This is a genomic window from Alphaproteobacteria bacterium (genome assembly GCA_039980135.1).
Taxonomy (GTDB): Bacteria; Pseudomonadota; Alphaproteobacteria; order UBA6615; family UBA6615; genus UBA8079.
The window spans coordinates 495,476-516,292 of the sequence record JBDXCV010000009.1; the positions used below are offsets into that span (position 1 = coordinate 495,476).

Here is a 20,817-nt window from a genome sequence, read left to right on the forward strand (position 1 = left end):
TCCCACAAACGGGCGAGCAGAAAATGCGATTGGTTGTGGGGCTCGGTAATCCCGGCCCGAAACACCGAAACAACCGACACAATATCGGTTTCATGGCGGCGGACGAGATCGTTCGCCGCCATGGCCTTTCTGCGCCCCGTGCCAAGTTCCAGGGCGATGTCAGCGAGGGTCAGATCGGCGCCGAACGGGTTATCGTCCTGAAACCGGCCACCTTTATGAACGAGTCCGGCCGCGCGGTCGGCGAAGCCGTTCGCTTCTACAAACTGGCCCCTGAAGACGTCATCGTGATCTATGACGAGATCGACCTGGTCGCCGCCAAGCTCAAGGTCAAGCAGGGTGGCGGCCATGCGGGGCATAACGGCCTGCGCAGCATCGACGCCCATCTCGGCGACAAGAATTACTGGCGCGTGCGCCTCGGGGTCGGGCACCCCGGCGACAAGGCGCAGGTGAAGAATTACGTGCTCGGCGACTTTTCAAAGGCAGATCAAAACTGGCTCACCGCCGAGCTGGCCGCGGTTGCAGAGGAACTGCCCGCCCTGTTCGAAGACCGGGCGAGCGACTTCATGAGCCGGGTCGCCATGGCGGTTCAAGGCAGCGCCCCGAAAGACGCGTCCAGAGCGCCCGGAAAAACGACCGCCGCCAATAGTACCGCCGGGGGAGCAACCAACACCAAGGCCGCGGCAGCGCCGGCGGCACCATCCGAACCGGAGACCGCGATCGGCAATGCCTTGTCGCGCGCGATGAACCGGCTGCGAGGACGCGACTAGCATGGGTTTCAATTGTGGGATCGTCGGTTTGCCGAATGTGGGCAAATCGACGCTGTTCAATGCGCTGACGGCGACCGCGCAGGCGGAATCGGCGAACTATCCGTTCTGCACCATCGAGCCGAATGCGGGCCGCGTGGCGGTTCCCGATGATCGGCTGGGTGTGCTGGCCGGCCTGGCGAAGTCGGCCGAAATCGTCCCGACCTATCTGGAGTTCGTGGACATTGCGGGCCTGGTCCGCGGAGCGAGCAAGGGCGAAGGGCTGGGCAACAAGTTCCTTTCCCATATTCGCGAGGTCGATGCCGTCTGTCATGTGCTGCGTTGTTTCGACGATAGCGGCATCACCCATGTCGAGGGCGGGATCGACCCGGTGCGCGATGCGGAAATCGTCGAGACCGAATTGCTGATCGCGGACCTGGAGGCCATGGAGCGACGTTTCGAGACCACCGAGAAACGCGCCAAGGGCGGTGACAAGGATTCGCGCAGCCAGCTCCAGCTTCTGGCGCCGGTGCTGGCCGTCCTGCAGGATGGGCGCCCGGCCCGGACCGCGAGCATTCCGGACGATCAGGCGGTCGAGTTTCAGCAACTCCAGCTGCTCACATCCAAACCGGTGCTCTATGTCTGCAACGTCGACGAGGAATCGGCGGTCGACGGCAACGACCACACGCGGGCAGTCGCTGAAATGGCCGCCGCCAACGGCGCGGGGATCGTCATCGTGTCGGCGGAAATCGAATCCGAGGTGGCGCAGCTCGACGACCCGGCCGAACGGGCCGAGTTCCTCGAAGGCCTGGGGCTCGCCGATACGGGCCTCTCGCGGGTCATTCGCGCCGGCTATGAGCTACTCCATCTGATGACCTTCTTCACCGTCGGCCCCAAGGAGACCCGCGCCTGGACCGTGGCCGGTGCCGCCACCGCCTATGACGCGGCGGGCCGGATTCACACGGACTTTCAGAAGGGCTTCATCCGGGCGGAGACGATCGGCTATGACGACTATGTCGAACATGGCGGCGAGCAGGGCGCGCGCGAAGCCGGCCGCATGCGTCAGGAAGGGCGTGACTACAAGGTCCAGGATGGTGACGTGATGCTGTTTCGCTTCAACGTCTAGCCATCTAGGATGGCGCGCCAAACGATATAAACCTGGACTGGGAGGAACGAAACATGGGTACCGATCTGAAACTGAAAGCCGCCGACGGGCACGAACTCGATGCCTACCGGGCCGAGCCCGATGGCCCCGCGCGCGGCGGAATCGTCATCATTCAGGAAATCTTCGGCGTCAACGACGACATCCGCGAGACCGTCGACAACTTCGCCAAGGAAGGCTATGTCGCGATCGCGCCGGCGTTGTTCGACCGTCATGAGCGCGACGCGGTCCTCGAGTTCAACGAAGATGGCATGGCCAAGGGACGCGCACTCAAGGGCGCGCTGGACTGGGACGACGTCATCAAGGACGTCGATGCGGCGATCGCGCAGATCGACGGCGTCGGCAAGATCGGCGTGGTGGGATTCTGCATGGGCGGCTCTGTCGCCTGGTTCGCGGCGGCACGCTCGTCGGTATCAGCGGCGGTTTGCTACTATGGCGGCGACATCCTGTCGAACAGCGGCGAGGCCCCCAAATGCCCCGTCATGTTCCATTGGGGTGCGGAAGATGCCGGCATCCCCCTCGACGGTGTGCACAAGGTCGAAGCGGACCATCCCGACATTCCCAGCTTCATCTATGAGGGCGCGGGTCACGGCTTCAGCTGCTCGCGCCGCGGCTCCTATCACAAGGAAGCGGCCGGCCAGGCGATGGGACGCACACTGGAATTCCTGACGGCGAATATCGGGTAACGCAAGGCGGCTAGTTACCGGGCGGGTCGGCGAAAACGAGGAATGTCCCGCAGGCCTCTTCCGACGAGACAATCACCGCATCGGTACTGTCGCGCTCGAACGCCACCTGCTGGCCGGAAAGATACAGCGCCGTCGTCTGGGTATCGGCGACTTCGAGGGTGAGCGCGGCGAGCCGCGGCAGCGGCAGGCTCTCGTCGATCGTCTTGTCGTAGTGCCGTTCGGGAAAGGTCTTGGGCGTGACGAACCAGAGTTCGTCGCGACCGGTATCGACCGTAATGTTGCCCTTGCGTTCATCGCCCGAGACCGCGTCTTCGCCGAACAGGCGGACATAGCAATCCCGGATGCCATCGAGACTTTCCATGACGATGGTCACTTCCGAAATGCGGCGCGCGCCGTTGGGGTGTGACAGCCAGCTCGCGCGCCGGATTTTCTCGGGCGTGAGATGCTCGCAGGCAAAGGTGTTGAGGCCCGGGGTGATGTCGTTGGGAATGTAGACGTTGCGAAACTGAAGGGTCTCGTCCCCGGCATCCGTTTCGAGCAGCCGCTGCAGCTGTTCGGGCGGCGATGCATCCACGCCCTGCGCCTGCAGCCACTGATAGGCCTCCTCGGCATCGCCCGTGCCGAGGGCGACATTCAACAGCCCTTCCCCGGTTTCCAGGAACTCGTCGAGACGGTGGATATATTGCGAGGCATCCACGACGCCGAGCAGTTCCACATAATCATGCTCGAACATGATCGTGTAGTTTCCCGTGCCCCAGCCGATGTGGCGGCCGCGCGGCGAAACGGTAAACCCGAGGCGCGTGAAAGTGTCGCGCGCCGCATCCAGATCGGCCACGCCGATCAAGGCATGGTCGATACCGGCAATCGGGCGGTCGGTCACCGCATCGTGGCCGTTCGCGTCTGGCATAACTCACTGCTCCCCTGGCAACCCCTGTACCTCGCATGAGGCCCGGTTGCCGTTTGTCCCATTCTATTACGTCCGCGCTGGTCCCGGAAGGACGCCCGCGTAACCAGTTGTTTTTATGTTGTTTTAACCGAGAACCCGCCCGGCGACCGTGGACAAACGGTCGATCATGGCCGGGTCTCGTGCATCGGGCGCGGTGATCAGGGCGTTGTCGAGGGCGGTATGACAGCCCTGCCCGCAGACCGCGTCCCGGTTCGCAAGCCGCGGCGCCAGGGCGCGCACCAGGCTGCGCCCCTTCTCGGCATTTCCGACAAGGACCTCGATGACCTGATCGACGGTCACATCCTCATGGTCTTCGTGCCAACAATCGAAATCCGTGACCATCGCGACCGTTGCATAACAAATCTCGGCCTCGCGGGCGAGTTTCGCCTCGGGCATGTTGGTCATGCCGATGACCGAACAACCCCATGACCGGTAGAGTTCGGATTCGGCGCGCGACGAAAATTGCGGGCCCTCCATCACCAGATAGGTGCCGCCCCGGGAAATCTCGATATCCAGCCCCGCCGCGGCGGCCTCGATATGATCGCCCAGCCGCGCGCAGACCGGGTCGGCCATCGAGACATGGGCCACCAGGCCGGCCTCGAAGAAGGATTTGACCCGGGCGAAAGTCCGGTCGATGAATTGATCGACAATCACGAACGACCCGGGCGTCAGGTCTTCGCGCAGCGACCCCACGGCAGAAAGCGAAAGAATTTCCGTCACGCCGACGCGCTTGAGCGCGTGGATATTGGCGCGGAAGTTCAGTTCCGACGGGGGCACCCGGTGCCCCCGGCCATGGCGCGGCAGGAACACGATGGGCACGCCGTCGAGATTGCCGAACATGAGTTCGTCGGACGGGCTGCCATACGGGGTGTCGACCGCCTCCCAGCGCACATCGCTCAGGCCTTCGACATCGTAGATGCCGCTGCCGCCAATCACCCCGAGTATCGGCGGCACGCTGGTATGATTGGGCGCCATTCGTGGGCCTACTGCGCGCGCGGCAGAAGGTCGAGCATCTCCGCAGCGCGTTCCGGCTCCACCGGCTCGGCATCGAGTTCGCGCATGATCCGAACCGCCTTGTCGACGAGCTGACCGTTGCTCGCGAACTCGCCCTTCGTCAGGTAGAGATTATCCTCCAGCCCGACCCGCACATGGCCGCCATTGTTGACGACCTCGGCCACGATCGGGAACTCCCAGCGGCTGATGCCGAACGCTGCCCAGTTTGCATCGCGCGGCAGCATCGAGTGCATCACCTGCACCATCTGCGGTGTGGCGGGTGAGCCCCAGGGAATGCCGAGGCAAAGCTGGAACAGCGGTGGCGATTCGATGAAACCGTTCTTGACCATGTCGACCGCGAGCCGGATATGGCCCGGCTCGAACACCTCGATCTCGGGCTTCACACCGGCATCCTTGATGAGTTCCGCCATCCGGCGCAGATGGGCCGGTGTGTTCATGAACACGGCCTCGCCGAAGTTCATGGTCGCCACGTCGAGCGTGCAGATGTCCGGGCGCAAATCGAGCACATGGCGGACACGCACTTCGGGTGTGGACAGGGACGTCCCGGGGCCGCCGACAGCGGGATCTTCCTCGCTGGGCACATAGCGCCCCCCTTCACCCGTGGTCAGGTTGATCAACACGTCGCAATCGGCATCCCGGATGCGTTCCACCACCTCGCGAAAATAATCCGGATTGCCCGACCGCGAGCCGTCCGGCTCCCGCACATGGATATGGGCCACTGCGGCGCCCGCCTTGCGCGCCTCGATCGCCGCTTCGGCAATCTGTTTGGGCGAGATCGGAAAATCCGGATGGTCCTGGAAATTCTGGTGACCGCCGGTCACCGCACATGTGACGATGGTTTCGCGCGCCATCTGGTCCTCCCACTACGATTATCTGTGTCGTTGCTTGCGTCCGAGTTTAGCGAATGCGAGCAAACGTGCTTAACAAAAAGGCCGCTTGCGCGATCGCAAACGGCCTTTTCATGGAACTTGTCCCGGTCAGTGGTCGATATTCGCCCACAATTTGCGCTTCCCGGCATAAAGCAACGCGCTGAGGATTATCAGGAAGATCACGACCTTGAAGCCGGTCTTCTTGCGCTGCTCCATCTCGGGCTCGGCCGCCCACTGCATGAAGTTGACCACGTCCGTCGCCATCTGCTCGACCGTCGCCGCCGTGCCGTCTGAATACTCAACGCCATCCTCGAAGAGCGGCGGCGGCATGGCGATGAAACCGCCGCGGAAGAACGGGTTGTAGTTGGAGCCGTCCGGCACATCGACACCGTCCGGTGCGTCGGCATAGCCGGTCAGCAGCGCGTGGACATAATCCGCACCGCCGGGATGTGCCTTGACCTGCAGGGTCAGATCCGGCGGGACCGCGCCGCCGTTTGCGGCCGCAGCGGCCTCGTCATTCGGGAATGGTGACACGAAACGATCCGAGGGAATCGCCGCGCGCTCAAACATCTCGCCTTCGCTGTCCGGGCCGTCGGTCACGTCGAAATCGGCCGCGATCGCCTTGATCTCGTCCTCGGTGAAGCCGAGCGCGTGCAGGTTGCGGTACGCGACGTGCTTCAGGGCGTGGCAGCCCGAACAGACCTCAAGATAGACCTGCAGGCCGCGCTGCGCCGAATGGACGTCCACGGTCCCGAAGATACCGGAGAAATGCCAGTCGCGTTCCTCGGGATGCGCGCCATCACCGGCCGCGAATGCCGCCGTTGAGGTCATGACCACCGCGGCTGCGAGACCGGTTGCCGCCGCCGCGCGGCGCAGGTTGGAAACGATACCCATTACGACTTCTCCATCGGCTTGGCAGTTGCCGAAGCGCCCGCGGATCCGCCCCCGAGAACGGGTTCGGAAATACTCTTGGGCAATGGCTTTGGTCTTTCGAAAACGCCGAGCAACGGCAGCAAAATAATGAAGTGGAAGAAGTACCAGAAGGTCGAGAGGTAGCCGAGATGGATGACCTTCAGACCGAGACCCTCGAATACCAGATCGTCCGGCGCGCGTCCGCCGACCCAGCCGAGAAGGAAGCAGTCGAGCAGGAAGATCCAGAAGAACCACTTATAGACAGGGCGGAACTTGGCGCTGCGCACCGGCGACTTGTCGAGCCAGGGCAGGACGAACAGCACAAAGATCGCGCCGAACATGGCGATCACGCCGCCAAGCTTGGCCTCGATGAACCAGATGTCGAAGTTGATCGAACGCAGGATCGCGAAGAAGGGCAGGAAATACCATTCCGGCACGATATGCGCCGGCGTGTTCAGCGGCGCGGCCGGCAGATAATTCTCCGGCTCGCCGAAGAAATTCGGCGCGAAGAACACGAAGAAGGCGAAGATCGTCACGAAAATCGCGAGGCCCGCGCTGTCCTTCATCGTGTAGTAGGGATGGAAAGACACCGTGTCCTGCGGCCCCTTCGGATCGACACCCAGCGGGTTGTTTGAGCCCGACACATGCAACGAGATCACATGCAGGATCACGACGCCAAAGATCAGGAACGGCAGCAGATAATGCAGCGCGAAGAAGCGGTTCAGGGTCGGGTTGTCGACCGAGAAACCACCCCAGAGCAGGGTGACGATCGCGTCGCCGACCAGCGGGATCGCGGAGAACAGGTTGGTGATCACCGTGGCGCCCCAGAAGCTCATCTGGCCCCAGGGAAGCACATAACCCATGAACGCGGTCGCCATCATCAGGACGAGGATGACCACGCCGAGAATCCACAGCAGCTCACGCGGGTTCTTGTAGGACCCGTAATACATGCCACGGAAAATATGGATGTACACGGCGATGAAGAAGAATGTCCCGCCGTTGGCGTGCAGATAACGCAGCAGCCAGCCGAAATTCACATCGCGCATGATCCGTTCGACGGAATCGAAGGCCAGCTCGGTGTTGGGCTGATACTGCATCGCGAGGAATATCCCCGTGATCATCATCAGCACGAGCATGAAGGTCAGGATGGCACCGAAGTTCCAGAACCAGTTGAAGTTCTTCGGCGACTGGAACTCGGCATATTCCTTCTGCAGATAACTAAAGACCGGCAGCCGCGTGTCGATCCACTTGACCAGGCCATTTCCGACGGGTTGTTGGTTTCCAGCGCTCATGGTTCGCCTCAGCCGATCTTGATTTTGGTGTCAGTCAGGAAAGCATGCTCGGGCACCGGCAGATTCAGCGGTGCGGGTCCCTTCCGGATGCGCCCCGACGTGTCGTAATGCGAGCCGTGGCAGGGGCAGAACCAGCCGCCCCATTCGCCGCGCGGCTCGGATGCCTTCTGGCCGAGCGGGACACAGCCCAGATGGGTGCAGACACCAACGACGACGAGCCATTCCGGCCGGTCCGTGCGCTGCGCATCCGTCTCGGGATCGCGCAGATCAGCCAGCGGCGTGTCAACCGCCTCGGCGATCGCGGCCTCGGTGCGTCGGTCGATGAAGACAGGCTTGCCACGCCATTTGACCGTCACCCGCTGCCCGAGATCGACCTGCGACACATCCACCTCGACCGAGGAGAGCGCCAGCACGTCCGCGGAGGGGTTCATCGAACTGACGAACGGCCAGAGCGCGATCGCCCCGCCCACCCCGGCAAATGCGCCGGCGGAAAGGTAAAGGAAATCGCGGCGGCTCCCAGAATGACCGTCGTGATCCTGAGTATCATCGCTCATGAGCAAATGTCCTTGGTTCGGCGGTCTGCGTCCGCCTTGAGACCTGTTGTGCACATGGTGGTTGGGTATGGGATTTTCCGTGCCCCAGCAATGTGACACCGTGCCGCAACAGGATATCTCCACAGCGACGCGATTCGTCTGCACGCTTTGACCAGAATGCCCCCCGGAACCATGTGTGCCTTACACTTCGCCCGGATATAATCGAAGTCCAAAGCGTTTGCCAAGCCCGCCTTGAACGCTTCTCCACAAGGTTTTGCCGGAACCCGCGCCGGCATCGGAGTCCACCACCGTGCGTATTGCCCTGTACCAGCCCGACATTCCCCAGAACGCAGGCGCCATCCTGCGCCTCGCCGCCTGCCTGAATATCCCGGTGGACCTGATCGAACCGGCCGGATTCGTGCTGCACGATCAGGGCGTGCGTCGCGCCGGCATGGACTATCTGGAACAGGCGGATCTGACGCCCCATATCTCCTGGGACGCGTTCGAGGGTGGCGTGATGCCCCCGCAACGGCTGATCCTGCTGAGCACCAAGGCGACAGAACGGCACATTGACTTTGAATACCGCCGCGACGATACGCTGCTGGTCGGTCGCGAAAGTGACGGCGTGCCGCCTTCCGTGCACGCGCGGGCCGACGCGCAGGTGCGGGTGCCCATGCAGACGGGTTCACGCGCGCTGAATGTCGTCACGGCCCTGGCGCTGGTTCTCGGTGAGGCCTTGCGTCAGCAAAACGGGTTTCCGGATCAAGGAGCGGCACTCGAAACATGACGGACGAGAACCACAAAAGCGCGGCGGCGGCATGGTTCGCGCAATTGCGCGATGACATCTGCGCCGCGTTCGAGGCGATCGAGGATGATCTTGAAGGCGTCATGACCGACCGGCCCGCGGGCCGTTTCGAACGGTCGAGCTGGCAGCGCCCCGACCAGGACGGCGCGCCGGGGGGCGGCGGTGTCATGTCGATCATGCGCGGACGCGTGTTCGAGAAGGTGGGCGTGAACATCTCCACCGTCGAGGGCGTGTTCTCCGAGGAATTCCGCGAGAATATTCCCGGCGCGGCCGGTGACGGCCGGTTCTGGGCATCGGGCGTCTCGCTCGTCGCCCATATGCATTCACCGCTGGTGCCGGCCGTGCACATGAACACACGGCATATCGTGACCACGAAGTCCTGGTTCGGCGGCGGCGCGGATCTGACGCCCATGTATCCCGACGACGACGATACGGCCCTGTTCCACAGCCGCCTGCAGGCGGCCTGTGACGCCCATGACCCGGACTATCACCCGAAATTCAAGGCCTGGTGCGACGAGTATTTCCATTTGAAGCATCGCGATGAGCCGCGCGGGGTCGGCGGCATTTTCTATGACTATGTCGACACCGGCGACTGGGATGCGGATTTCGCGTTCACCCGGGACGTGGGCAAAGCATTCCTCGACGTCTATCCGCGCATCGTGCGCCGGCACATGAACAGGGGATGGACCGATGACCAGCGCGCCCATCAGCTGCAGCGCCGTGGGCGCTACGTGGAGTTCAACCTTCTGTATGACAGGGGCACCCAGTTCGGCCTCAAGACCGGCGGCAATGTCGAGGCGATCCTGATGTCGCTGCCGCCGGTGGTCACCTGGCCCTGAACAAGGCCCTCAACCCGGACCCGAACCCGGCCGTGCGTATTTTTTTGCCGAAAACTGCCTCGCGCAGAGTTCCTTAGACGCGCGGCCTGGGCTAGTTTCAGCTCGGATATACGCTGCCCGGCCCCAGCGATCGGCGCCGGCGCAGGATTGGAGAGACCATGACCCGCATTTCAAACTGTCTGACCATAACCCTCGCCGCAGCTCTGCTGCTGGCGACGAGTTGGCTCATTGCCCCCACGGCGACCGCGCAGTCCCTGCCGGTCAACGCCTTCTACGGGCACTTTCAGGGGTCCGGCGTGGCCGAGAACAGCGACTCCCTCTATTTCGGCGTCACCGTCCGGGACCTCGACGTCAAGATCGGCGCCGAGGGCACCGGCTTCTATGTGGAGTGGACGAGCGTGATCCGCAGCGGCGGCGATCCGAACAATCCCGACATACGCCGGCGCACCCAGCGCATGGACTTCACCCCCGGCGCGAACGCCGGCGTGTTCAATGCGACCGGCCGGGACAATCCGCGCACCGACGGTCTCGCCTGGGCCCAGATCCGCGATCAGACCATGTCGGTTCATGTGATGCAGATCACTGCGTCGGGGGGATATGTGATCCAGACCTATAACCGGACCCTTGAAGGCACGGGCATGCGTCTCAAGTTTATCAATATCGCCAACGGCGAACCGCAACGCGAGGTCGATGCCCGGCTGGTCAAGGTCGGAAACTAGACCCGCATTCTCCACCGACGGACCATCCGCATGAATTTACTTCACGCCACACGCACCTTGCTCGCCACGACCGTTTTTCTCGCGGCCGGAACCATCCTGGCGGGTGGCGCGCACGCGAATGAGGCGGTCGAGAAATTCTTCGGCAACTATGTCGGCGCGGGCAACGCCGTCGTCGAGGAAGATGACCGACGGGAAATTCGTGATCTCGACGTCACGATCGAGCGGTTCAAGAATGACGGCTTCACCCTGAAATGGATCACCGTCATCCGCGACGAGGATGGCGGCCGCACAGGCACCGAGGTCAAGCGGCGCGAGGTCGAGGAAAATTTCATCCCCGTGGAGGACAAGGACAATGTCTTCGTCCTGTCCCCGAAGGGCGGCCTGTTCCAGAAATCCGAGTTGCCCAACCCTCTGCGCGGTGAGGCGGTCCGCTGGGCCGCGGTCGAAGGCAATGCGATGACCGTTTATTCACTGGCCATCAACGAGCAGGGCGGATCGGAACTCCAGGTCTATCGCCGCTCCCTGACTGACAAGGGCATGGCGATCTCGTTCATGCGGCTGCAGGACGAGGACGTGAAAATCCGCATGTCCGGCGAGCTGGTGCGCACGGAATAGGGCTCGAACCATTATTAGCCATACGCGGACCGCACTTCGCGCGTTGGCGGATAACCATTCTCCCGCGTATCTCGTCTCCGCACCGAATGAGATGCCCGGATCAAGCCCGGACATGCCGTGCCTTGATGAAGGGGCGGGTTTCAAACCCGTCCGTCCCGACGCGCGTCAGGCGTCAACGCGTCGCGCAAGCTCAGCCAGGCATTCGTCCCGGCCGGCTTCGAACCCGCCGTCGATCCACCAGTTTTCAACATCCTTGAGAATACGGCTGACATCGGGCCCCTCGGGTATGCCCGCCGCCAACACATCCGCACCACGCATGGGGAATGTGGGCACCGGCCAGACGCTCGGGAATGCCAACAGTTCCTGCCAGGCGTCAACCCGCAGGCGGTCACCCGTGCGGCCATCGGCGAGTTCGCCGGCCCATTTCAGCAACACATGGTCCTGCCACCTGTCGGCACCTGTTCTATAGAGACGCGGTTTCAACATATCCGTCGGCAGGTCAGGATCGATGGCGTCGTCGCTTGTGTTCAGGTCCCGCAGGCGAGCCCCGTCCCGGTTGGAAAGTCGCAGCCGCGCGATAACGGCGTCGGCGGTGTTTCCGGCGGCATGCGCCCCGACCTCCATGAGCGCCGCCAACCGCCGTATTGGATCGGCGGCGGCGACCACCCCTTCGACCGTGACCAGTCCCGCGAGACGATCGCAGCGGTTCAGTGCGACGAGCTCCGCACCCAGTATCTGTGCCTCGAGCATCATCTGCCAGGTCGCTGCCGGCGCGGGCGCCGCCAGCAGCTTCAAAAGTTCCGCGCGAATGCGTTCGCCGGAGAGATTTGCGATATCGCCCGCGCGCGCCCGGCACGCCGCGAGCCCTTCGGGATCGATCTGCCCATCCTCGATCTGCGCGTGAAACCGGAAGAAACGCGGAATCCGCAGCGCGTCCTCGCCAATGCGCTCGTTTGCGTCACCAATAAAGTGCACCCGCCGCGCTGCCACGTCCGCCATACCGTCCAGCGGGTCGAAAACGTTGCCGTCGAGATCCGCATACAGCGCGTTCATGGTGAAGTCCCGCCGCGACGCGTCGGCGACCCAATCGTCTGTGTAGGCCACCTTCGTGTGGCGCCCGTCGGTCTCCAGATCCACGCGCAAGGTCGTGATCTGGAAAAGTTTGTTCCCGAAACGCGCCACGACCGTGCCGTGCTCGATGCCGATCTCCAGCACGTCGATGCCGGCAGATTTAAGCCTTGCCAGAACGATGTCGGGCGAATGGATCGTGGCCAGGTCGACATCGACCACCGGCCGGTCCATCAGCGCATCGCGCACACAGCCGCCGACAGCCAGCAATGCCGGGACAGGATCACCCGTGCCCTGCAACGCCGAAAAAACGGACCGCAGATCGTGGTCGGCCATCCACGCCTGCTGTGAGATTGTTGCGGACGGGGTCATGGTAACGCGGCGCCTAGCGCCAGCGCGCCTTCTCGCCGGTCAGGACCTCGAACAGGTTGACCAGCATCCCGGCGGTCGCGCCCCAGATGTACCGGTCCTCATAGGGCAGGACGTAGAAAAAGCGCCGCTTGCCCTGGAACACCCGGCTCTGGCGTTCGTGATTGGCCGGGTCGAGGATGAAGGAAAGCGGCACCTCGAATGCATCCGCCACCTCACCCGGTTCATAAACCATGTCGAAACCCGGCTCGACAAACCCGACCACGGGCGTGATCTCGAAGCCGGTGCGCACCTCATAGGTATCCAGCCGGCCGATCACCTCGACCGACGCGGACGGCAGGCCGATTTCCTCATCCGCCTCACGCAGCGCCGCCGCCTCGGGGCTCGTATCTTCGGGGTCAATGCGGCCGCCGGGAAAGCTGATCTGCCCGGCATGGGCACGCAGATCGGCGGCGCGCTCGGTCAACAAAACCGTGATGCGGTCGCCATGATCGAGCAGCGGCACCAGAACCGCGGCCGGGGTCAGGGGGGGATTGGGCCGCATTCCGATTTCATTCAGGTCATGGTCGCCGCGACGGTTGGGCAATTTTTCGCCCGGGGCCGCATCGGAATCGTCATGCAGCATCTGGCTGACGGCGGCACCGCTGCTGCGTCGGACATCGAGGTGGGGCTGGGTAGCGAGAATGCGCGCGGCGATGTGCTCGCGCTCCGAAACGGTACCGGTCATGGTCTCAGCCGCTCCCCGGTCCTTTCCCCGGCCTGTTCAAGTGCAAAAAACATCCCGCCGCTCCACACACCAAATAGTCCCCTGTCGGGATCTGCTACCGCCAGGTCCGCGAGCTGGTAGTAGACAGCGCGGGTCAACAACGCTTCGAGCCCGTCGCGCACATGTATATAGGGTGACGGCTCGCCACTCGATTCGTCGAACGCGATGCGAAGCGGATTTTCCGCGCCAGCCGTCACCGTTTCGTCAAGATTGGTGCGGAAAATGAGCTTCTGGTCACGACCTTGTCCGGTCACATCCATCTCCACCGCCGTGAAGGGCGCATCATCCACGTCGATGCGGCCACGTTCGACCGGGGTCTCGAGCCAGTACTGGCCGTCTTTGTCGCGTTTGAGTACCGATGAAAACAGCGTGACCAGCGGTTTACGCCCAATCGGCGAGCCGCGATAATACCAAGTCCCGTCGCGACCGATTCGCATGTCGAAGTGACCGCAATCGACAGGTTCACGGCGGGAAGGGGCTAAAGAACGGGTTTTGCCGATCCGTTCAAAAAGGCCTTGAGGATTGTTGGTGTCGGTGCCCATGGTTCAGACACAGTAGCATTCGCAGGAGCAGGGTCATGCCCACAGATGATGTCGTACGGTCGAATCTCGATCTTCCGGTCACGGATTCAATTTTCGCGGATATCGAGCGTGTAAGCGAACAGCTCTCGTCCGTGCGCACCGGGATCGGCCGGGTCATCTTCGGTCAGGAGGCGGTGATCGACGAAACGATCATCACCCTGCTCGCGGGCGGTCATCTGCTGCTGCTCGGTGTACCGGGCCTGGCAAAGACCCGACTGGTCGAAACGCTGGGCACCGTGCTCGGGCTCGACAGCCGCCGGGTGCAATGCACGCCCGACCTGATGCCGGCAGACATCATCGGCTCGGAAATCCTCGACGAGACCGAGGACGGCCGGAGCTTCCGATTCATTCCCGGGCCGGTATTCACCCAGATGCTGATGGCGGACGAGATCAACCGCGCCAGCCCGCGGACCCAGTCCGCCTTGCTGCAGGCCATGCAGGAACGCGAAGTCTCGGTCGCCGGGCACACCCATACGCTGCCCAGCCCGTTCCACGTGCTCGCCACCCAGAACCCGATCGAACAGGAAGGCACCTATCCGCTGCCCGAGGCGCAACTCGACCGGTTCCTGCTGCAGGTCAACATCGGATACCCGGACCCCGAAGCCGAACGGCAGATGCTGCTCGTCACCACGGGTCTGGAAGACCGCAGCCCGACGCAGGTCATGGACGCCGCCCAGTTGATCGCCGCGCAGCAACTCGTGCGCCGCCTGCCCGTCGGCGAGAGTGTGGTCGATGCCATTCTCGCTCTCGTCCGCTCCGGAAGACCCGACACGTCCGACCGCGAAGACATCGCACAATGGGTTGCCTGGGGGCCCGGCCCCCGCGCCAGCCAGGCATTGATGCTCGCCACCCGTGCGCGCGCGCTGCTGCAGGGACGCATATCCCCGTCGGTCGACGATGTCGTCGCCCTGGCGCCGGCGGTCTTGCGCCATCGCATGGCGCTCAACTTCGCGGCGCGGGCCGAAGGCCGCACCCTGGAAGACGTGATCGACGGTCTCTGCAGCCCGTTCAAATAGACATCCCACAGCCCTTCACTCCAACCCAGGATCGTTTTGGCGACTCACCGAATGGCATCGACCCCAGGCACAGAACACGCTACGCGCCGCCGTGCCGAAGAGCTCGCGGCGGCGTTTCCCGCGCTGCTCGTCGCGGCGGACCGGGTCGCATCGACCGTCGCGCAGGGTGTGCATGGCCGCCGCCGCGTCGGACAGGGCGAAACCTTCTGGCAGTACCGGCGCTTTGCGTTCGGCGACAGCCCACGCGATATCGACTGGCGTCGCTCGGCCAAAGCCGACCGCCTGTTTGTTCGGCAGACAGAGTGGGAAGCCGCCCAAAGCGTTTGGCTGTGGCCCGATCTCTCCGCCTCGATGCGCTATAGATCCAGCCGCGATCTGCCGGAGAAACAGGACCGCGCCGCAATCCTGTCCCTGGCGCTGGCATCGCTCCTGACGCGCGGTGGTGAACGCATTGCCCTGCTCGACAAACCGGAATTGCCCGCGACCGGGCGCGCGGCGCTCGACCGCATCGCGATGACGGTGATGCACGACATGGCGCAAGAGCCCGAGACCCACGAGCTCCCGACCGTCCCGGCCCTGCCCCGCTACGGCACCGTGGCATTGATCAGCGACTTCATGGTCCCGGAAGAACCCCTGCTGGCGTTCCTGCGCGACATGGCGGCGCGTGGCGTGCGCGGCCATCTGCTGCAGGTCCTCGACCCCAGCGAGGCACATTTGCCATTCCGGGGCCGGACCCGGTTTCGCGGTCTCGAGACCGAGGGCGAGTTGCTGGTCGGTCGCGCGGAATCCCTGCACGCCGGATACATGGAGCGGCTCGACTCATTGCAGGTGGCGCTCGCCACCTTCGCCCGGCGCGCCGGATGGTCCTATGCCGTGCACACCACCGACACCGCGCCCGAACCCGCCCTTATGAGCATGTTCATGGCCATGACCGAAGCCCGGACGGGGGGCTGACCCGACATGCTGAGCATCGGCGTCCTTTCCTTTGCCGTTCCCTGGCTGCTCCTGGCGCTGGCCGCGCTGCCGGTGCTGTGGTGGCTGCTCCGTGCCGTCCCGCCGGCCCCGGTTCGCGTGGCATTCCCGGCGATCCGGCTTCTTTTCGGGCTGCCGCAGCATGAAGAAACACCCCATCGCACCCCCTGGTGGCTGCTCGCGATGCGGTTGCTCCTCGCCGCACTCGTAATCCTGGCGCTGGCCCATCCCATCATCGACCCGGGACGCATCCTGCGCGGCAACGGCCCGCTGGTGATGGTGATCGACAATGGCTGGACGGGCGGCGCCAACTGGACCGAACGCCAGGACACGGCCGCGGCGCTGATCGACGAGGCCGCCCGCGAGAACCGGACCGTCTACATCGCCACCACCGCAAAATCGGTCGAACGAACCGACGCTGCCCTGCGGCCGCTGTCGCCGGCCGAAGCCCGGGACCGCATCCGCTCGATCGCACCTCAACCCTGGGCCGCGGATTATGCCCGCGTACGCGCGCAGATCGAGGCACTGGAATTATCCCGTCCCGCGACAGCCATATGGCTGTCGAGCGGCCTCGACGCGCCGGACGGCGCGCGCGACACGCGGCGCGCGGACGCCAGGGCCAAGCCGCTCGAACTGGCGCTGCAACGCCTCGGGTCCTTGCGCTACATACATCCCGCACCCGGCGATCAACCGCTCATCATCTCGGCCACCGAAAGCGCGCCGGACGGCATTCGCGTGCGCGTCTCGCGCATGGACGCCGGCGGTACGCGAAGCGCCGCACTCATCGCCAACGACGATGATGGCCGGCTGCTCGGCCGCGCGGCCTTCACCTTCGATGCCGGCGTCGAGGCCGCCGATGTGCTGCTGGCGATGCCCAGCGAGTTGCGCAACCGCATCGCCCGGGTCGGTATCGAGGATGCGCGTCACGCGGGCGCGGTCATGCTGTTCGACGAAAGCCTGCGCCGACGCCCGGTGGGGATCGTGTCGGGCGATACCGCCCAGCTCGACCAACCGCTGATCGGCAATGCCTTCTATCTCAATCGTGCGCTCGAGCCCTTCGCGGAGGTCCGCAACGGCACGGTCGAGGCACTGCTCGAGCGTCGCCTCGCAGTGATGGTTCTTTCCGACATCGGCACCCTGACCGAAACCGAGATCGAACGCCTCGAATCCTGGATCGCCGACGGCGGCGTGCTGGTGCGTTTCGCCGGCCCCAACCTCGCCGACGGCAGCGATCGATTGCTGCCGGTCGATCTGCGCCGTGGCGGTCGGGTATTCGGCGGCGTGATGAGCTGGGATCAGCCTTCCAATCTGGCGGCATTCGAGGAGACGTCGCCCTTCGCCGGCCTGGTTCCGTCAGACGAGATCATCGTCCGGCGTCAGGTGCTCGCCCAGCCGTCGCCCGAACTCGCATCGAAAACCTGGGCGCGGCTGGAAGACGGCACCCCGCTGGTCACCGGCGAGAAACGCGACAATGGCTGGCTCGTCCTGTTCCACACGACGGCCAATGCCGAATGGTCGTCGCTCGCCTTTTCGGGCCTGTATGTCGATATGCTCCGCCGCCTTGTCGCGCTGAGCCATGGCGTCGCCGCCGACAGCATCGCCTCCCGCCCGCTCCCGCCGCTTTCCACGCTGGACGGTTTCGGGCGATTGTCCGAACCCCCCAGCACCAGCCGCCCGTTGCCGGCCGGGGTGGGCGAAGACCTGGTCCCCGGCCCGCAGACCCCGCCGGGATTCTACGGCGTCGACCAGTCGCGCCGGGCGATCAATCTGGGCCCGAGCCTGGCCCCTGAACTGTTCGAGGTACATGCCGCCGGCGTCGAGACGGCGGAGTACGGCCCCACCCTGCAACGCGAACTTCGCGTCTGGTTCCTTGTCGCCGCCTTCGGGTTGCTGCTCGCCGATTTCATCATTTCTTTAATCCTGCGCGGCCTCACCCCGCGGGTGACCCGCACCGCCGCAACGGCTGCTCTATGCCTGGCGCTGGCCGGCGGGCTCGTGAGCACCCTCTCCACGCCGGGCTGGGCGCAGTCGAGCGACCTGTTCGCCCTGGAAGCGACCAAGGATACTCGGCTCGGCTATGTCCTGACCGGGGACAGCAAGATCGACGAGACCAGCCGGGCGGGGCTGGCCGGGCTGGGGCAAATTCTTTCGCGGCGGACCTCGATTGTCCCCGGCGCGCCGATCGGGCTGGACGTCGAGCGTGACGAACTGGCCTTCTTTCCCCTGATCTACTGGCCCATGACCGAGCGACAGGCACCGCTTTCGGATGGCGCGCGCACCCGGATCAACACCTTCCTGCGCAATGGCGGCACGATCCTGTTCGACACCCGCGACCAGAACCTCTCCGGGATCGGCGGCGTCGGCCCCGGCACCCAGACACTGCGCGCCATGGTCCAGGGGCTGGACATCCCGGCCCTGCTGGAAGTGCCTATCGGGCATGTCCTGACCAAGGCCTTCTATCTGCTGCATGAGTTCCCGGGGCGCTGGGAAGGCGGTCGTCTGTTCGTGCAGAAGCCGGACGAACGGGTCAATGACGGGGTCTCGTCGGTCATCATCGGCGCCAATGATTTCGCAGCGGCCTGGGCCATCGACGCGACGGGCCGCCCGATGTTCCCGGTCGTGCCGGGGAGCGCGCGCCAACGCGAACTCGCCTTCCGCTTCGGGGTCAATCTGGTGATGTACGCCCTGACCGGCAACTACAAGGCCGACCAGGTGCATGTCGATGAAATCCTCGAGCGGCTCGGGCAATAGACATGGACGCCTCGTCAATCATCTGGGACCCACTGCTGCCCACCGGCATCCTGATCGCCATGGCGGCCGTGGGTGCCATGGTCATGCTGGCCGGGTTTGCCGCACCCCGGCCGGGTATACCCGCACCGGGTGTGATCTGGCGGATCGCAGCGACAACGGCAATCCTGGCCGCACTGGCAAACCCCTCGATCGTCGTCGAGGATCGCACGCCATTGTCGGATATCGGCCTCGTCGTCGTCGACAGGTCCCAGAGCCAGTCGATCGGCGCGCGCACCGAACAGGCAAATACGGCGCTGGTGCGGGTCACGGACTGGGCGGCATCCCAGGCGAATTTCGAGCTCCGGGTCGTCGAGGCGCCAACGGCAGTAACCCTCACCGGCGATACCGGCCAGTCGGGCTTGCGCGACGGTACCCATCTCTACGAGGCCCTTGATCGGGCGCTGATCGACATTCCGCGTGATCGCTTCGCCGGCGCGGTCCTGATCACCGATGGCCGGATTCACGATCTGCCGGAGAATATCGCCGCCCTCGATCTGGGCGGGCCCGTCCACGCCATGCTGACCGGCGATCGGGCCGCTGGCGACCGGCGCCTGACGATCGTCGAGAATCCGGGCTTCGGCATTGTCGGGGAGACGGTCCGCCTGACCCTTCGGATCGACGAGCCGGCCGCTGTGCGCGCGCGCCAGGCACAGATCACGATCCGGCGCGACGGTGCGTCAGAGGGCCGGACCATTCTGGCCCCGGTCGGTGTCGATCACAGCATCGAACTCGTCGTGGATCGCGGCGGCACGAGCGTGTTCGAACTCTCGGTCGGACCGGGGCGTGAGGAACTCACCCGCGCCAACAATCGCGCCGTTGTCACCCTCAACGGCATCCGTGACCGGTTGCGGGTGCTGCTGGTGTCCGGCGCGCCCCATCCCGGCGAGCGGACCTGGCGCAATCTTCTCAAGGCCGATCCATCCGTCGATCTCGTCCATTTCACTATTCTCCGGCCACCAGAAAAACAGGACGGTACGCCGGTGCGAGAACTCAGCCTGATCGCGTTTCCGTATCGCGAATTGTTCGAGGTTAAACTCCGGGATTTCGATCTCATCATCTTCGATCGCTACCGGCGCATGGGCGTGTTGCCGTCGATCTACCTGCGCAATATCGCCAGCTATGTCGAATCCGGCGGCGCGCTGCTGGAGGCCACGGGACCGGAGGTCACCCCCGCGACCAGCCTGTACCGTACCGCGCTGGCGACCGTCCTGCCCGGCGAACCGACCGGCACCGTCACGGAATCTCCCTATGTCGCGGACGTCAACGAGACCGGACGACGCCACCCGGTCACCGCAACCCTGCCCGGCCTCGGCCTGGACGCGGACACCACACCCGACTGGGGTCGCTGGTTCCGGCATGTCGATGCGCGGCCCAAATCGGGCACGGTGGTCATGGACGGCCCCGACGGGCGACCGCTCCTCATTCTCGACCGCGTCGGCGAAGGCCGGGTCGGCCAGTTCCTGAGCGATCATATCTGGCTCTGGGCGCGGGGCTATGAAGGTGGCGGCCCCCACGGCGAATTGCTGCGGCGCCTGGCCCACTGGCTGATGAAAGAGCCCGAACTCGAGGAAGACCGGCTCACCGCCGTGGCGCGCGGCGACAGCATCGAAATAGTTCGCCACAGCCTGACGCCGGACCCGGCACCGGTGACCGTGACAGGGCCGACAGGCGAGACCCGCACTGTCACCCTGGAAGAACAGGGCGACGGCCGCGCCGTCGGCACGATCGCCGTCGGCGAAACGGGTATCTACCGGCTGGACGACGGTAGCCGCACGGCGGTGGCCGGGGTCGGCACGATCAACCCCATCGAGTTCGCCGATGTGACGGCGACGGATGCGCTGCTCGGTCCGGTCGCGGCCGTCACCGGCGGCGGCCTGAACTGGATCGGCGAGAATGGTCCCGCCAGCCTGCGCCGCGCCCGACCCGGCCGCGCGATGAGCGATTCGTCGCAGCCGGGAACGTCGGCCCGCTGGCTCGCCTTCCAGCGCAACGACGCATCTGCCGTGATCGGCGTGCGCGATCTGCCGTTCCTGCCCGCGCTGATCCTGTTGCTGATGATCGGCGCCTTTCTTGTCGCCGCATGGCGCCGGGAAGGAAAATAGCGCGCGCCCTTGCGAGAC

The 20,817-nt window shown here is 64.5% G+C and carries 20 protein-coding genes; 11 read left to right on the top strand and 9 right to left on the bottom strand.

The genetic code is table 11. From position 1 onward, the window contains the following. Positions 1-23 precede the first annotated feature (23 nt). The 3 genes from pth to ABJ363_12860 are packed head-to-tail and all read left to right on the top strand — an operon-like array spanning position 24 to position 2,591. The gene (gene pth / locus ABJ363_12850) at positions 24-767 is read left to right on the top strand and encodes an aminoacyl-tRNA hydrolase (GenBank protein ID MEP4379884.1); all 744 of its coding nucleotides are present in this window, start codon (positions 24-26) and stop codon (positions 765-767) included. A 1-nt stretch (position 768) separates the two neighbouring features. Then, a complete protein-coding gene (ychF, locus tag ABJ363_12855) occupies positions 769-1,869 on the top strand; it encodes a redox-regulated ATPase YchF (protein MEP4379885.1) in 1,101 nt (366 codons plus the stop codon). Between the two features lie 53 nt (positions 1,870-1,922). Then, entirely contained in the window at positions 1,923-2,591 is a 669-nt protein-coding gene (locus tag ABJ363_12860; GenBank protein MEP4379886.1) for a dienelactone hydrolase family protein, read from the top strand. A 10-nt stretch (positions 2,592-2,601) separates the two neighbouring features. Here ABJ363_12860 and ABJ363_12865 read toward each other — a convergent pair whose 3' ends face one another. The 6 genes from ABJ363_12865 to petA all read right to left on the bottom strand — a co-directional run bounded on the left by ABJ363_12865 (position 2,602) and on the right by petA (position 8,178). Further along, positions 2,602-3,498, bottom strand: a complete 897-nt coding sequence (locus ABJ363_12865; protein MEP4379887.1) for a VOC family protein — start codon at positions 3,496-3,498, stop codon at positions 2,602-2,604. Between the two features lie 123 nt (positions 3,499-3,621). Continuing rightward, on the bottom strand, positions 3,622-4,512 hold the full coding sequence (locus ABJ363_12870) for an S-methyl-5'-thioadenosine phosphorylase (GenBank protein ID MEP4379888.1): 891 nt from the start codon (positions 4,510-4,512) through the stop codon (positions 3,622-3,624). 8 nt (positions 4,513-4,520) lie between these two features. Further along, positions 4,521-5,402, bottom strand: a complete 882-nt coding sequence (locus ABJ363_12875) for a 3-keto-5-aminohexanoate cleavage protein (GenBank protein ID MEP4379889.1) — start codon at positions 5,400-5,402, stop codon at positions 4,521-4,523. Positions 5,403-5,528: 126 nt separating this feature from the next. Next, positions 5,529-6,314, bottom strand: coding sequence for a cytochrome c1 (locus tag ABJ363_12880; GenBank protein ID MEP4379890.1), 786 nt, complete (start codon positions 6,312-6,314; stop codon positions 5,529-5,531). Then, positions 6,314-7,624, bottom strand: a complete 1,311-nt coding sequence (locus ABJ363_12885) for a cytochrome b N-terminal domain-containing protein (protein ID MEP4379891.1) — start codon at positions 7,622-7,624, stop codon at positions 6,314-6,316. Before ABJ363_12885 ends, ABJ363_12880 begins: the two co-directional genes overlap by 1 nt. An 8-nt stretch (positions 7,625-7,632) precedes the next feature. Beyond that, positions 7,633-8,178, bottom strand: a complete 546-nt coding sequence (petA, locus tag ABJ363_12890; protein ID MEP4379892.1) for a ubiquinol-cytochrome c reductase iron-sulfur subunit — start codon at positions 8,176-8,178, stop codon at positions 7,633-7,635. Positions 8,179-8,467: 289 nt separating this feature from the next. Between petA and ABJ363_12895 the strand changes: the two genes are divergently transcribed. From ABJ363_12895 to ABJ363_12910, 4 genes are all read left to right on the top strand, one after another. Next, on the top strand, positions 8,468-8,944 hold the full coding sequence (locus tag ABJ363_12895; GenBank protein MEP4379893.1) for a tRNA (cytidine(34)-2'-O)-methyltransferase: 477 nt from the start codon (positions 8,468-8,470) through the stop codon (positions 8,942-8,944). Further along, the gene (gene hemF, locus ABJ363_12900; protein MEP4379894.1) at positions 8,941-9,801 is read left to right on the top strand and encodes an oxygen-dependent coproporphyrinogen oxidase; all 861 of its coding nucleotides are present in this window, start codon (positions 8,941-8,943) and stop codon (positions 9,799-9,801) included. The genes ABJ363_12895 and hemF overlap by 4 nt, the downstream gene beginning before the upstream one ends. A 158-nt stretch (positions 9,802-9,959) precedes the next feature. Continuing rightward, a complete protein-coding gene (locus ABJ363_12905) occupies positions 9,960-10,520 on the top strand; it encodes a hypothetical protein (protein ID MEP4379895.1) in 561 nt (186 codons plus the stop codon). Between the two features lie 30 nt (positions 10,521-10,550). After that, positions 10,551-11,135 carry a hypothetical protein gene (locus ABJ363_12910; protein ID MEP4379896.1) on the top strand — a complete coding sequence of 195 codons (585 nt, stop codon included), beginning with the start codon at positions 10,551-10,553 and terminating at the stop codon, positions 11,133-11,135. A gap of 165 nt (positions 11,136-11,300) precedes the next feature. Here the strand turns inward: ABJ363_12910 and ABJ363_12915 are convergent, their stop codons facing one another. Genes ABJ363_12915 through ABJ363_12925 form a run of 3 tightly spaced genes read right to left on the bottom strand, consistent with a single transcriptional unit; the run spans position 11,301 to position 13,880 of the window. After that, positions 11,301-12,539: a CCA tRNA nucleotidyltransferase gene (locus ABJ363_12915; GenBank protein ID MEP4379897.1), complete on the bottom strand. Its 1,239-nt coding sequence runs from the start codon at positions 12,537-12,539 to the stop codon at positions 11,301-11,303. A 49-nt stretch (positions 12,540-12,588) separates the two neighbouring features. Further along, positions 12,589-13,299, bottom strand: coding sequence for a CoA pyrophosphatase (locus tag ABJ363_12920; protein ID MEP4379898.1), 711 nt, complete (start codon positions 13,297-13,299; stop codon positions 12,589-12,591). Next, positions 13,296-13,880, bottom strand: coding sequence for a DUF1285 domain-containing protein (locus ABJ363_12925; protein MEP4379899.1), 585 nt, complete (start codon positions 13,878-13,880; stop codon positions 13,296-13,298). Before ABJ363_12925 ends, ABJ363_12920 begins: the two co-directional genes overlap by 4 nt. A gap of 35 nt (positions 13,881-13,915) precedes the next feature. Here ABJ363_12925 and ABJ363_12930 point away from each other — a divergent pair, with 35 nt between their 5' ends. The 4 genes from ABJ363_12930 to ABJ363_12945 are packed head-to-tail and all read left to right on the top strand — an operon-like array spanning position 13,916 to position 20,799. Continuing rightward, positions 13,916-14,935, top strand: a complete 1,020-nt coding sequence (locus ABJ363_12930; GenBank protein MEP4379900.1) for a MoxR family ATPase — start codon at positions 13,916-13,918, stop codon at positions 14,933-14,935. A gap of 51 nt (positions 14,936-14,986) precedes the next feature. After that, positions 14,987-15,889 (top strand): DUF58 domain-containing protein, encoded by a 903-nt coding sequence (locus ABJ363_12935; protein ID MEP4379901.1) that lies wholly within the window; start codon positions 14,987-14,989, stop codon positions 15,887-15,889. A 6-nt stretch (positions 15,890-15,895) separates the two neighbouring features. Beyond that, positions 15,896-18,658, top strand: a complete 2,763-nt coding sequence (locus tag ABJ363_12940; GenBank protein MEP4379902.1) for a DUF4159 domain-containing protein — start codon at positions 15,896-15,898, stop codon at positions 18,656-18,658. Positions 18,659-18,660: 2 nt separating this feature from the next. Then, on the top strand, positions 18,661-20,799 hold the full coding sequence (locus ABJ363_12945; GenBank protein MEP4379903.1) for a hypothetical protein: 2,139 nt from the start codon (positions 18,661-18,663) through the stop codon (positions 20,797-20,799). Positions 20,800-20,817: the final 18 nt, after the last annotated feature.